This is a genomic window from Kitasatospora sp. CMC57, from assembly GCF_045866025.2.
Taxonomy (GTDB): domain Bacteria; phylum Actinomycetota; class Actinomycetes; order Streptomycetales; family Streptomycetaceae; genus Kitasatospora.
This window is the reverse complement of sequence record NZ_AP035881.2, coordinates 7054866-7067669: the sequence shown is the minus strand read 5'-3', so window position 1 is coordinate 7067669 and position 12804 is coordinate 7054866. Positions and strand designations below refer to the sequence as shown.

Genomic DNA, 12804 nt, shown 5'->3' with positions numbered 1-12804 from the left:
TGCAGCGTGCTGGCCAGATTCTGGGCGGTGTTGATGTCGGCCAAGACTCGATGCAGCGTCTCCGGGTCGACCCTGTCTTCTGGGGGCGATTCCAGCTCGAGGGCGGCCTTCTCGCGCGCACGCGTACGCTCCGTCTGCAGTGCCGCTTCCGGCGGCCAAGAGGCGCGCCTCCAGGCGCAAGCACCGTTCCTCCGCGTCGTACCTCATCGTCTGGGCACGGGATAGCTCGCTCCGCAGTGCGTCCAACTCTGCTTTGAGGCCGCGAATCTCGTCCCGGAGCTCGTCCGAACCGTCGGGCTGGGCGTAGATGTCCAGCTCTGAGAACTTGGAAGCGTAGTGGGCGGCGGCCCAGTCGCTCTCTAGCTGGCGGAAGCGCTGTTCGGCCCGCCCAGTCTGGTCTTCGGCGGCCTCCACCGCTCGCAGTAAGGCGCGTTCGCGGACGCTCGCGAGGTGGAGCTCGCGTTCGGCGGCGCCGAGGCTCTCGCGGAGCTGCTCGACCTCATATTGGGAGGCGTTGCGCACCCGCAACGCCTCTAGGCGCAGATGGTGAGCCTGAACGCGGACATCATCAGTGACGGGGCTACCCGTGACGTCCGCGACCTGGCGCAAGAGTTCTTCGATGAAGTCCGTGGGGGCGATACGCCGACCGCTGAGATAGCGGGAGACCGAGCCCTTGTCCCGATTGACGCGGGCCGCGTAACGGGTGAGGGAGACAGCCAGGGCGGTGAAGAGCTGGTTGAGGAAGCCAATGAAGGCCGCGGACTGCCGGCGTACTCCCCCGGCGTCTGCCGCGCAGGTTGCCCGGTTCGCTTATTCCAGCACGCTACCCCCTCGTCAGGTTCTTCCCGCGTTGCCGCCGATTGGCAACCGTTGCAGCTGGCGCAACACAGGCGCCTGACGGAAGCGTAGGCGACAGGTTGAAGTAGCCGCATCGGAAGGGACATCTGAATGCATCGCCGCCGTCAGGGGTCTGACTACACATCGGATGTCGGCGACGCCTCATTTGTGGCTGAGCCCTTGCCAGGCGTTCCAGGCGTCTGCGCTGCGGCCGCGTGGGACCTGGACTCGCACCAGGTCTTCGACCGATGCCCTGTCCTGTGATGTATGAGACGAATGGAGAAGAGCGTGAACGAGTTCGAGCCGCACAGTGTGCAGGGCGCGGCAGGGTGGGACGGCGTGGAACGCCGGGCACAGCCATCGCAGCAGGCCATGAAGCGGGCTGGGAAACCGGCATGGGTCCGGATGGGCGAGCAACTACTCGTCGGTGTCGGGTCCACAGAGTCGGTGCGGGCTCGGTGATCTGGATTCTGCAGCTCCTGGCCGCACATTCGAATCTGCACTGGCGCTGAGGCTGATGCTCGTACCGGGAGCCTCGGGTGCCGCGGCACATGAGCGGTCAGACGCGGTGCTGAGGGCGGGGTACCGGCGTCCCGACGCTCACGCGACGCGGTCCTTTACTGGGTAGAGCTTGGCGTGCCACACCCGCACCTCCCACCACGGATCGGCGGGCACCGCGACGCGGGCGGCCAGCAGCTCACGGTGGGTGGCCAGCGGCAGCACCAGCGGGCCCAGCTTCTCGACCCTGCGGGTCTGCTCGCAGTCCGGGCACTCCAGCCGGTTCGGGCCGGCCTCCTGCGTCAGCTCCAGCGGCAAGTCCTCCTTCCCACCGATCGAGCCCCGGTGCGTAGCCGGGTCGGGAGCGGGAAGTCGCCGAGCAGGCCGGTGCGCTGCCTGGAGCACTGTGGGTGCGGTGCGCCATGATGGGAGCAGGCCCAGGTGTCATCGCACTGCCCTTCGAACAGTTTTGGGCCGCAAGTAGAAGGACGATCATGAACGCCTCCGTGCCCCCGCAGCAGGGGCTGCTGCCCGGCCAGCTTGCCGAAGCGCACCTTGGGCTGCTCGCGGTCTGCGCGCTGCGTCTTGGCGACAAGTCCGTGGACTGGAGCCTGCTCGCCCGCGTCATCGAGAGTCCCGAGGGCCTGGAGGCCGTGTTCGAGGGCCACCTTCCCGAGCAGTCCGAGGTCGCGCACAAGAGCCTCCCGCTCCTGCGGGCCGCGCTCGCGCATCTGCCCGAAGCACGTGAGCGCGTCGCCGCCGAACTGGCGAGCGCGTCGGCGGCCGGCGCGCCGGATCGTCACCGTGCTGGACGACGCCTACCCGGCCAATCTGCGTGCCGTCCCCGACCGGCCGCCGTTCCTCTTCTACCTGGGCGAGCTGGCGCACGCGGACCTGCGCTCGGTGGCCGTCGTCGGCACCCGCGGGGCCACCGAGGACGGCCTGAGCCGGGCGAGGCGGATGTCGAAGGAGTTGGTGGCGGCCGACGTCGCCGTGTTCTCCGGCTTGGCCCTCGGGATCGACACCACCGCGCACACCGCCGCCCTGGACGCGGGCGGCCGAACCGTCGCCGTTCAGGGCCACGGCATCGCCTCGAAGGTCTACCCGGCGGCCGACGAGAGGCTGGCCCAGCGGATCGTCCACTCCGGCGGCGCGGTGCTCTCGCAGTTCTGGCCGCAGTCCCGGCCGACGACGTGGACCTTCCCCCGGCGCAACGTGGTCACGAGCGGGAGTGCCCTGGGCAGCATCGTGATCGAGGCGTCCCGGACCTCCGGCGCCAAGATGCAGGCCCGGATCGCCGCCGAGCACGGCAAGCACGTCTTCCTCCTACGGTCCCTGGTCGCGCAGGAGAGCTGGGCCGCCAAGATGGTGGCCGACGGCCGGGCCGTCGAGGTCTCCACGGTGGACGACGTGCTCGCCCGGCTTGGCTCGGCTCCCGCCCAGCAGGTGAAGCCGGTGGAGCCGTATCAGCAGCTCACGTTCGGCGGCCTGTAGCCACCGTGCCTGCAATGGTGTTCGGCGCGCCCCGGACGTGGGGCGCGCCGTCCATCGGTGTCACGTCATTCGCCTGCGGCCCGGCGTGCTTCGATTCGGGCGACGGCTTCGCGGCGCTCGGTCTCGCCGAAGTTCGCTCGCACCGGCTCCCAGATGATCCCGGTGGCCGCGCACAGCTCGCCGATCACCTTCTCGGTCTCAGGTGTGTTGTACCACCAGGCGCAGGGCTGTCCGTCGAAGGAGAGCCACCACAGAGGCATCTTCTCGCTCGAGTGGTAGTCCGCCCTCCAGGTGAGGAGGCCGATCTTCGTGAGCTGATCGAGGAAGTCGACGACGTGGTGCTCCCGGCCGTTCCTGGGCTTGAGGCCCGACTCCACGACGCCCGGGCGAATCGGCCGCCGGACCATCGACGTCGCGCGGAGCCGGTCCAGCAGGTCCCTCGTCTCTGGGGTGAGCACCGTGCGGGAGGCGGGTGCGGGCCCGAGCGGAGGCAGGCCGGTGTCCTCGTTCACGGCGCGGCGCATCGTCTCGGCGACGTGGTCGACCGGCCCGGTACCCGTGGGCACCTGGCGTTGCTCGGCGGTGAAGTCGGCCGGCGTCAGGGTGGTATTCGGGGTGAAGGGGTCGATCGCGACACCGGCCCGAGGGGTGAAGAAGGTGTACGGCTTGCGGTACTTGCCGATGGTCACCCCGATGACCTGGGTGGCACCTGCCGTGGTGAGCAGGTTCCTCGCCCAGTCCAGGCTCATGCCGTCGGTGGTGAAGTCGTCGAAGACGACGACCGTCTTCCCCTTCGCCAGGGCGCTCCGGTGCGCGGGGTTGAGGTGCACGGTGTTCGCCTGGGTCGCGATGGTGACCTCGCCGTGGCGGCCGTTGGCACGGGCCCTGCTGGTGTCGGTCGCCCGGGTGGGCCCGGACCAGCAGGTCGTCCTTGTAGGACGAGCCGGTCATGACCTTGGCGACCTCGATGAAGTCCGAGAGCTGGTGGTTGACCGCACCCGGCGTGCTGCTCGGGTACACGCAGAACCAGGAGCGGGCAGGAAGCAGCCCCTCCAGGTAGGCGGCGCTGAGCACGTGCAGCATCAGGATGTCGCGGGCGCTCCTGTTGCCGGCCGTCACGTCCTTGTCGTAGGTGAAGATGTCCAGCAGGGTGAAGGAGCTCGGGTTGGTGCCCTCGAAGCGCACCTCCGGCGGGAACAGCGAGCGCACCTTGTAGTTCCGCGATGCGTCGTCCATGGCGAAGAACCACTGCGGTTCGTGGAGCAGGTGCCGGTCCAGGACCCAGTAGAGGTGGGCGGGGTCCTGCGCCGTCAGGGCGACCTGCCTGAGGGTGCCGGGGGCCCAGCGGGCCCGGATGAATGCGACGCCGGCGTTGACGCCGGTCCGCCAGTCGAGTTCGCTCGCGCCGACCAGGGCGAGCTGGGTGGTGGCGAGGCCGAGCCGCTGGGCGGCCTCGGTGAGCCACAGGTGGCTGCCGCGGTTCTTCTGCTCGGGGATGTCGCGCTGGGACAGGTGCAGGGCCAGCTCGGGGAGCCCGGCCGAGGCGCAGTGCCGCACGTCGAACGGGTCGGTCGTCAGGAGGACCCAGCCGACGCCGCGGCTGCTCAGGAGGTGGAGTACCTGTGCCATGCCGGGATGGGGGGTCACGGTGCCAGCTCTGAAGACCGTCTTGTAGTCGAAGACCACTGCCTGTATTGCGTTCGCCATGGCACCCGCCCGCCCTGCCCCACCGTGGTGGGGCGCTTCGTCCTGCTTGGTGACCTCATGATCTCGCACCGTGCGGACACCTGGGGGGTGCTTGGGGCGCAGGGTCTGCTTCGGCCACGGTCACCTCCTCGCCTCGGCCCGCTCGACCTGGTGCCGGCCCCGTGCATCCCGTCGACCCGGCGGCCCCGGCCGGACCCGCGTACCGGCCCGCCGCCGAACTCGCCTACACCGCGTGCACCCGGCGGCCGTCTCCGACGGCTGCGCGCGTTCGTCGAACTCCACCGGCCGAGCACGGGCACCGAGCAGGCCGCCCAGCAACTGGCCGCCTGCGCCCGGCTCTGGCAGCAGCCCGGCCAGGGCGGCAACGGACGGGCATGGGAGCGGCGCTGGCGAACCTTCCCCACCGTGCTGGTCGTCCTCACCGGCACCCAGGCCGCCTCGGTCACCACGGCAGTGGAGGACCTGCTGCTGGCCGCCGAGGAGAACCCCGCCACCACCGAGCTGCTCGCCGCCCGCCTCGAAGACCTCACCCAGCACGGACCCGCCGCCCCCGTCTGGCACCCACTCTCGGGCGAAGGCGGGCCGCAGGCAGGCTGGACGGGACTGTAGAACGGCCGGGGGTTCCTCAAGAGCAGCGGGTGAGGCCGCCGTGGTGCCGGCCACCTCGCCCATGCCCGGGAGGAAGGAGGGGTGGTGGGTCGCCTCAATGCCTTGTGGACAACGGAGTTGTGGCCGGGTGGACTATCCGTGGGTTAGACTGGCAGGTGCCGGTGCGCCAGTGGTGCGTCGGCCGCGTACCGCTCCGGTTATACGGAACTGCACCTCGCAGGGTTGGACCTGGGAAGTGAAGAGCGGCTGGCACCTTCGGGACCGACCAGTGGCTCACCTAGTTTCGTGGAACGCCGGTCGGCATGGCGACGTATCGGACCGTGAGCCGGTGGGGAGCCGTGACGACGCCCGCCGCCCTCGTGACGGCGCGCAGTGGAGTCCCTGGCCCGATGCCGGGGACGGCAGGGTTCAACCTGCGGCGCGCCAGTCCCCGAAGGGCGTTTTTCATGAGCCTCGATGCGTTCGAGAACGACAGTCTTCCCCCACTACTGCGGCGCCCCGACGAGGTGCCGGACCCGGCGCCCGTCACGCAGTTGCGCGGCTTCCGCAAGGACCTGTTGGACAACCCGGCGAACTCGCTGGACGAGGACGCGGCCACCGTGGTCACCGGCGGTGCCGTGAACCCCGTGCTGCTGCGCAAGCTGGTCGAGGCAGTCGGCGAGACCGCTGACACCGGCCTGCTGATGGCCAAGCCGGTCGTCGGCGGCACCCTGTACGCCATCCCGCCGCACCGGCGGTTCACCGACCTGGACGTGCTGCCCGACTTCCTCAACCAGCGGTGGGTGCACAAGCTGCACACCGCGATGGACGACAAGCAGGAGAACAACGCCCCGGTCATCTACAAGACCTTCATCGACAAGGCGACCGGGCAGCCGAGGGCGCTCTTCGTGGTTCGGGTGGCGGACCGTCAGGCCCTGGCCGACGCGATCACCGAGAGCATGCGCCAGACGTACGGGGCCCAGAGCCAGCGAAACGTCTACACCGAGAGCGTGCTGCAGCACGGCATCAAGGAGCCGATGACGCTGTTCCTGGTCCGGGTCATCTACGACGACGGCGTCGAGGAGACCTACACCGTCGCCGGCGACGGCAACAGCCTGCTCGTCAGCATGTGGCTGGCGCGCACCGGCGGCAACATCGACGAGGCGGCGGCGGCGTGCGTCGCCGCCGTGATCGGCCCGGTGGACCGCTGGCGGCGGCGCTGGGCCTGGGCCGACCAGCGCTCGGCCCGCGCAAAGGTGACCGAGATGGCCGCCCGCGTACGCCGCGGCCTGGCCGAGAAGGTCCTCACTGAGGCGACCCGCCGCGAGGGCCACACCCTGACCTTCCCGGCCATCGTGGTGGTCGGCGCCGTGACGGAGGACGGCACCCCGCTGCCCGACCTGGTCGCCGCCCGCGACGACCTAGTGGCCAACCTGCACGTCCACGTCACACCGTGGGACGAGGGCGCGCAGTACACCCAGGGCATGCAGCGCGTCTACCGGCACGCCCTGCGCGAGCACCTGGTCGACGCCGACACGTACAAGGTGCTGCTCGGCGAGGTCGGCCCGAACACGATGCACAAGCTCCTCGGCCTGCCGCCGCACCGCCTGTGGTCGGTGGCCCTGCACCAGCAGTACATGCTCGCCGGGCACGCTGAGAGGATGAACCGGCTCCTCAAGCAGGAGTTCGGCATCGGCAGGGCCGACCGCCAGAAGGTGAGCGAGCGGATCGCGTCGATGGCGCTGTCCGCCTACCGCAGCTCCCTGGCCATCGACCAGTACGCCCGCGCCCTCGGCAACGGCGGCACCATCACCGACACGGTGTGGAAGCGCAACTGGACGCTGACCCGCGGCACCGACGCCCTGAAGGTCCTCGACGACATCCTCGAGCGGGCGCTGCTGGACGAGACCAACGCGGTGGCCGAGTTGACCGTGCTCGGCGGCACCGCCGCGATCGTCTCCGGCTTCATCACCCGCGACCGCGGCTCCAAGCTCGCCGCAGCCCGTGAGGTGCGCACCGCGCCGCTGCGGCACACCCCCAACGCCCTGCTTGCGTTGCTGGCCGGCACCCAGGGCGGGCTGCGGATGCTCCACTCCATCGCCTACGCACACGTCGCGGCCGACCCCAGCATCCTGCCCAAGCAGTTCCACACCGCCGCGCGAGAGATCGACGGTGCGGTGGTCCGGGATGGCGAGCCGGTCGTCGACAAGGCCGGCGCGGTGGTCTCCATCGACTACGAGTGGGACCTGGTCTACGCCGCCAGCCCGGTGGACGCCGAGGCGTCGATCGCTGAGCTCAAGAAGAAGCTCGACGGCAAGACCGGGAGCGGAAGCACCACGGAGACCGAGGACGCACGGCAGCGCCGCATCCTGCAGAACTCGATCAAGGCCGCCAGCCGGGCCGCGTTCACGCTCGCCAAGATGACCCAGACCAACGCCCGTGGCCGTGAGGTGTTCGGCCTCGTCACCAGTGTGGACGCCCTGCGGGTTCAGCTGGGCAGCATCACCGAGACCCTCATCAAGTATGGCCCCGTGGCCGACGTGATGCCGGACCCGGAGGACGAGGTCGAGTACGAGGACGAATACGAGGATGGTGACGACGCGTGAGGCCGGTGCCGATCCCCCGTCAGATCCGCCGTCGGCTCGCCCCGGCCGTCCGCACCCTGGCACCGCTCCTGGACATCAGGGCCCTCGCCCGCGCCCACGACCCGGCCTCCGGCCTGGTCTGCCGGGCGACCGTCGACGCCGCCCGGAGCGAGATCACCGCACCGCACGCGGTGTACGCGGCCTGGGACGCCCGGGGCTGGTGCCGCTAAGTTGGCAGCGTGTACCGCCAGCAGGCGACCGCCGTCGGCGACCGTCTCGCTGAACACCACCGGCACCCGCGGCACGGGCCAGCCCGCCTCAGCGGCTGGGTCCTGCTGACCGTCCTGCCGATGCGCGCGGATGCCCCGCGGGAGGCCGCCCTCGCCGCCGAGGGATGGGCGGCGAGCATGCTCGTCCCGCTCGACGGCGGCACCCATCCGGCAATCGACCTGATGCTCCCGCCCGATGCCATAGCTGCGGCGCTCCTCACCACGAAGGCTGTCTGAAGCCGACAACTGACAGCCCGTCGTATCAGAGCGGCGGGCCGATTATCAGCTCCGGCTCGGCCCACCACGTCCCGCTGACGAACGGTCAGCGGGACGTGCGGCCTTGGGGCCAAGGATGTGTCCGAGCTGATGGAGGAGATGCACGGCGTGCAGCTCTCCCCCGCCGTTCGTCACGCCAAGTTCAGCGCCACTGGTAGGCGGCACCGGTCATCGCGGGGAGCAGCAGCGGTTCGATGGTGGTGCCGGGTTGGGTGGTCTGGTCGAGGACCGGGCCGATGGCCGGGTAGAGGTGGAGGCCCGCCGCTGTGGCGAGCGGCAGCCAGACCACCGGTGCCCGCTCGGGGTCGTCCTGCTCGGTCGCGGCGACGGCCTGGCGGAGGTCGTCGGGCAGGTGGGCGGTGAAGACCAGGTGCCGACGGCGGAAGAGTCTGCTGTCCCGGCCGCTCGGTCTCCTGGTCCTGGGCAAAGCGGAGCACCGGCGGTACGGGGAGCGCGTCCGGGTCGAGGCCGAGCTCCTCTAGGAGCTCCCGGCGCAGCGCGGTCAGCGGGTCCTCTCCCTCCTCGACCAGGCCGCCTGGCAGCGAGTGCTGGACCCCGGCCGGTCGCGACGGATCAGGGCCAGGTGGCCGTCGTGGAGCAGGGCGGCGCACACCCGCACGAGCACCGCGGCTGTCACCGCAGGGCCTGGTCGGCGACGTGGTCGGCATCGGCGGGCAGTTCGGGCAGCGGCCAGGACGCATCGGGTGCCCAGGTCGGCCAGCCGTCGGCGAACGGGCCGCTCACGTTGTCGAGCATGGTGATCGCCCACCCCTGGGCCCGTACCACCTGACGGTGCAGGTAGTCGTCGATCACGCCCAGGCGCCGCAACTGCGCGTACTCGGAGCGGTCCTTCCAGTGGTGGCCGGACAGGTCGAGGCTGACGGCCAGGTCCAGGCAGAGGTCCAGGGTGTCGATGCCGACCCCCGGCCGGCGGAGATACGGCTTCTCGAAGTTCACGTACCAGCGCAGCGGCTCGCCGAAGGCGTCCTGGAAGCAGTGCACGGAGAACCACTCCCCTGCCAGGAAGTGCGACAGCAGGGTGGTTCCGGTCCAGCGGTAGCGGTCCAGGGTCCAGGTCTGGGACGCCAGTTCCGTCAGCATCCGCTCGCGCGCGGACTGGTCGCCGGTGCGGGTGGAGGTGATCCAGGTTATCGGGGCGAGGCTCTCGATCCCCGGCCAGTAGGCCAGGGTGAGCACGTGGCCGGTGTCGGCGACCACCCGCTGCGGCATCGCGGTCCACACCTGCCCGGCGTGAACATCGCGGCGCACCACCGTGGAGCCGGGGGTGAACAGGTCGGTGTCAGTCACCACCGGAACCTGCCCGGCCCCAGGGGCGGGAAGTCCACCCGAAGGTGGGATGGAACGGCCCGGGCCGGGAGGCCGGGACGGCTGCTCCCGGACCGGATCAGCGGCGGTTTCCCAGAGCGGCCGTGCGCAGCTGGGCGAGGATCGGCAGGACCTGCTCGGGGTCGCCGTCGAAGGCCAGGATGGCGCTGATGACAACGTGGGTCAGTTCAGGTTGAAGTCGTCGGGGTCGAAGGTGAAGTCGTCCGCGGTGAAGCCGCCGTAGGAGCCGCCGTTGAAGTAGTCGGCGAGGGCTTCGCCGATCACGTGGCGCACGTCCTCCTCGTTCTCGGCGCGGGCCAGGGCGGCGGCCTGCTCGCCCGTGAGGTTGAGGTGGATGTCGCGGGCCCGGACCGCGTCGGAGCCCTGGATCTCGAACGTCATCGTGCGTCCGACTCGGGCATTGATGCCGGAGATCGTGCCGCGCTGCGCCAGCTGACGGGCCCTGCGTTCCCGGCCGCGCTCGGTGGTCTGCACCTCCAGTGCCTCGCGGCGCAGCTGCTGCTCGTGCTTGGTGGGGTGGCGGGTGCCGTCGATCCAGCGCTGCACGGTGCGCGGCGCGACGCTGTACGCGGCGGCCATGGCCTTGGTGCTGCCGCCGTACTTGCGGTCCCGTACGTGTCCGGCCTGGGTGGTGGACTGCACCGGGGCGGTGCGGGAGGGGAACAGCGCTTCGCGCACCCGCCCGAACATCCCCCGGGTCCCGGAGCCGGCCATCAGTTCCCGCCTTCCTCATCGTGGCCGGTGCCGGCCGGCTCCTGGTCGACCGGGGTGCCGTCGGTGGCGTACTGGTGGGTCAGCTTGGAGGGGTGCTCACGGCGGCCCATCGCCTCGAGCACCGCCTGCAGCGGGATCGAGGACTCGTGCTTGTGGCTGCCCGGGGCGATGCCCAGGCGCAGCGCTCCAGGGACGGGGGTGCCGTCGTCCTTGACCGGCAGGAGCTCCAGCGGGTTGGGGGCGTCGGCGGCGTAGAGGTAGGAGTCGACGTTGACCGCGAACGGGGCCCGGCCGGTCAGCTGGAAGGTCTTGCGCAGGCGGCGGTGGGCGGCGATCCGGGCGGCGGCGATGATGTGGAAGCGGATCTCGGGCCGGTAGGACCAGGTGGCGGCGACCTTCGTCTGCCACGTCTGGTCGTCCAGGTGGCGGGCGGAGTCGGCCCACTTGCCGATGCCACCCTTATAGATGGACTTGTACAGCCCGGCGAGGACCAGGGCGTCCGCGCGGACCGGGTCGATGCCGACGTCCTTGTGCACGGCGTAGGCGGCGAGGAACTCGGTCGCGCTCTGGCCGTCGGTCAGGCCGAGATCGGCGTAGGTCCGCTTGTACCCGGCCCGGATCCGACCGGTCCACTCCTTGAGCGGCGGCACGGTGTGGGTGGACAGGTAGGCGTCGGTGATAGTGGCCGGGTCGAAGCCGTAAGTGGTGGCCATGTAGGCGACGGTGGGGGTGGCGTACCAGCTTGGCCCGGCCGGGGGCAGGCCGTGGAAGGTCGCCGGGTGAGGCAGCAGTTCGTCCACGGGTGTGGTGGTGAAGTCGCACCACCACAGGCCGGCGGTCTTGCCGCCGCCCCAGTCCGGGTTCCGCGTCGGCTCCAGCGGGCCCGACGGCAAGCGCAGGGAGTCGGTGACGGACAGGTAGGACGCGCAGACGTCGACCGCGACCGCGAAGGCACGGCCGGTCTCCTGGGGGGTGAGCTCGCGGGCCCACCACTTGTAGTCCTCCTCCTCGCACACCGTCCCGCCCTCGGAGAGCAGCTCGCGCGTGAGGTGGTGGCGGGCCCCGGCCGCCGGCGGCACGCACAGGTCGCCCTTGGGGAGGGCGCCCTCCCGCAGGTGGGAGGACCACTCCCCCGTCGCCGCGTCCTTGACCCACTCCTCGCGCGGACGGACCGCGTCCAGGAGCAGCATCGCGGTGGTGGCGGTCGTCGCGCCGGGGGCTGCGCCGAGGTCGGTGGTGAAGGCCCGGAAGCGGCGGGCGAAGGTGAGCCCGTCCTTGGTGCCGTCGGGGGCGGTGGCGAGCGGGACAGCGAGGGTGCTGGTGGCCTGCTGGCGGGCGTCGCCTTGGCCGAGCCACGGTGCGACGGTGATGCGCACCGAGGTCTTCTGGCCACCGGCCGATCCCTTACGGCGAAAGACGTGGAACGTGGGTCCGATCGCGTCGCTGATCTCCATCCCGACGCCAGCGGCGGCCTTCGCCAGCTTCACCTGGAGCGCGGCCAAGGCCTTCTCCGTCGCGGGCAGGGTGGCGGGCAGGCCGAGCTGCTTGAGTGCGGCGGCGGTCAGGCAGACCGTGCCGTCGCCGCCCCGGCCGGAGGGGTGGGCCCGCTCGACGCGCAACGGCAGCCCAGTGCCCAGCCAAGCGAACCAGTCGCCCAGCTTCGGCCCGGCCGGCGCCGGGACCTGCGGGACGTCCAGCAGCCAAGTGCCGTCCTCGGCGACGTCGAGGGCGACCACCGGCCACCACCTGGCGGCAGCAGCCGCAGCGGGCGTTGAGGGCCGCGTCGTGGCGGAACGAGCCGGGGTACGGGCCGCGGCCGGGCGCTGGCCTCCCCGGGCTGCCGGAGCCAGGGACGCGGCGGGCACGGGCCAAGACGGCGCAGCGGCGGAGGGCTGGAGCGGCTCGGCGGTGACCGGAGCCGGGGCAGCCGCAACGGGCGCGGAAGGGGCGGGCGGGGTGCTCGGCACCGGCTGGACGACCGGTGCGGGGGTGGGCTGCGGCGCGGTGGCCACGGGCGCTTGGGCGGCGGGGCGGCACAGGCCGCCGAGGTGCATCGGGCGGCCCTGGGCGCGGTAGACCGAGGGGCGCCCGCACTGCACGCAGGGCGCTGGCTCGAACAGCACCAGCGAGCCGTCCGGGTTCTGATCCAGCGTCACCTGCTGCTGCGGTGTCGGGTCGGCGGTGGCCTGCGGCGCGGGAGCGGCCGGGGCCTGTACCGGGGCGGCTGGCTGCTCGGGGGCGGGGAAGCGTGCGGCCAGGCCGTCGAGGAGCCGGGCGTAGGCCGGGGTGATGTCCGACCCCGGAACGGCGCTGCCGTCCTCCCAGCCCCGCACCAGGGCCGAGTCCACCCGCAGGGCGACCGCGATCTGAGTGGTGGTCAGTCCGGCCGCCAGGCGCAGCCGCTGCCGCTCCGCCGGGACCGGCAGGCCGGTGCGCACGGTCGAGAGCAGGGCGTCGACCGAGTTCAGCAGTTCGTCGGACATCGGGCG

The 12804-nt window shown here is 71.3% G+C and carries 11 protein-coding genes and 1 pseudogene; 5 read left to right on the top strand and 7 right to left on the bottom strand.

Translation table 11 applies throughout. From position 1 onward, the window contains the following. Positions 1-1437: 1437 nt before the first annotated feature. Positions 1438-1653, bottom strand: a complete 216-nt coding sequence (locus ACKUU6_RS31860) for a hypothetical protein (protein WP_407992011.1) — start codon at positions 1651-1653, stop codon at positions 1438-1440. A gap of 426 nt (positions 1654-2079) precedes the next feature. On the opposite strand from ACKUU6_RS31860, the gene ACKUU6_RS31855 reads away from it, so the two are divergent. Beyond that, positions 2080-2829 carry a DNA-processing protein DprA gene (locus ACKUU6_RS31855; protein WP_407992010.1) on the top strand — a complete coding sequence of 250 codons (750 nt, stop codon included), beginning with the start codon at positions 2080-2082 and terminating at the stop codon, positions 2827-2829. A 65-nt stretch (positions 2830-2894) separates the two neighbouring features. Here the strand turns inward: ACKUU6_RS31855 and ACKUU6_RS31850 are convergent, their stop codons facing one another. Further along, positions 2895-3659 (bottom strand): phosphoribosyltransferase, encoded by a 765-nt coding sequence (locus tag ACKUU6_RS31850; RefSeq protein WP_407992009.1) that lies wholly within the window; start codon positions 3657-3659, stop codon positions 2895-2897. 934 nt (positions 3660-4593) lie between these two features. On the opposite strand from ACKUU6_RS31850, the gene ACKUU6_RS31845 reads away from it, so the two are divergent. From ACKUU6_RS31845 to ACKUU6_RS31830, 4 genes are all read left to right on the top strand, one after another. Next, complete coding sequence (locus tag ACKUU6_RS31845) at positions 4594-5145, top strand: hypothetical protein (RefSeq protein ID WP_407992008.1); 552 nt, start codon at positions 4594-4596, stop codon at positions 5143-5145. A gap of 446 nt (positions 5146-5591) precedes the next feature. Next, positions 5592-7730 carry a hypothetical protein gene (locus tag ACKUU6_RS31840; RefSeq protein ID WP_407992007.1) on the top strand — a complete coding sequence of 713 codons (2139 nt, stop codon included), beginning with the start codon at positions 5592-5594 and terminating at the stop codon, positions 7728-7730. Then, positions 7727-7939: a hypothetical protein gene (locus tag ACKUU6_RS31835; RefSeq protein WP_407992006.1), complete on the top strand. Its 213-nt coding sequence runs from the start codon at positions 7727-7729 to the stop codon at positions 7937-7939. Before ACKUU6_RS31840 ends, ACKUU6_RS31835 begins: the two co-directional genes overlap by 4 nt. Before the next feature lie 9 nt (positions 7940-7948). After that, positions 7949-8215 carry a hypothetical protein gene (locus ACKUU6_RS31830; protein WP_407986244.1) on the top strand — a complete coding sequence of 89 codons (267 nt, stop codon included), beginning with the start codon at positions 7949-7951 and terminating at the stop codon, positions 8213-8215. A gap of 181 nt (positions 8216-8396) precedes the next feature. Here ACKUU6_RS31830 and ACKUU6_RS31825 read toward each other — a convergent pair whose 3' ends face one another. The 5 genes and pseudogenes from ACKUU6_RS31825 to ACKUU6_RS31805 all read right to left on the bottom strand — a co-directional run bounded on the left by ACKUU6_RS31825 (position 8397) and on the right by ACKUU6_RS31805 (position 12798). Next, the gene (locus ACKUU6_RS31825; protein WP_407992299.1) at positions 8397-8681 is read right to left on the bottom strand and encodes a hypothetical protein; all 285 of its coding nucleotides are present in this window, start codon (positions 8679-8681) and stop codon (positions 8397-8399) included. Positions 8682-8697: 16 nt separating this feature from the next. Continuing rightward, a pseudogene (locus ACKUU6_RS31820) lies at positions 8698-8922 on the bottom strand (NUDIX domain-containing protein); the annotation flags it as partial. Then, a complete protein-coding gene (locus tag ACKUU6_RS31815) occupies positions 8888-9562 on the bottom strand; it encodes a DUF402 domain-containing protein (RefSeq protein ID WP_407992005.1) in 675 nt (224 codons plus the stop codon). The pseudogene ACKUU6_RS31820 and the gene ACKUU6_RS31815, both read right to left, overlap by 35 nt. Before the next feature lie 201 nt (positions 9563-9763). After that, positions 9764-10315 (bottom strand): hypothetical protein, encoded by a 552-nt coding sequence (locus ACKUU6_RS31810; protein WP_407992004.1) that lies wholly within the window; start codon positions 10313-10315, stop codon positions 9764-9766. Beyond that, positions 10315-12798 carry a hypothetical protein gene (locus ACKUU6_RS31805; RefSeq protein ID WP_407992003.1) on the bottom strand — a complete coding sequence of 828 codons (2484 nt, stop codon included), beginning with the start codon at positions 12796-12798 and terminating at the stop codon, positions 10315-10317. Before ACKUU6_RS31805 ends, ACKUU6_RS31810 begins: the two co-directional genes overlap by 1 nt. Positions 12799-12804: the final 6 nt, after the last annotated feature.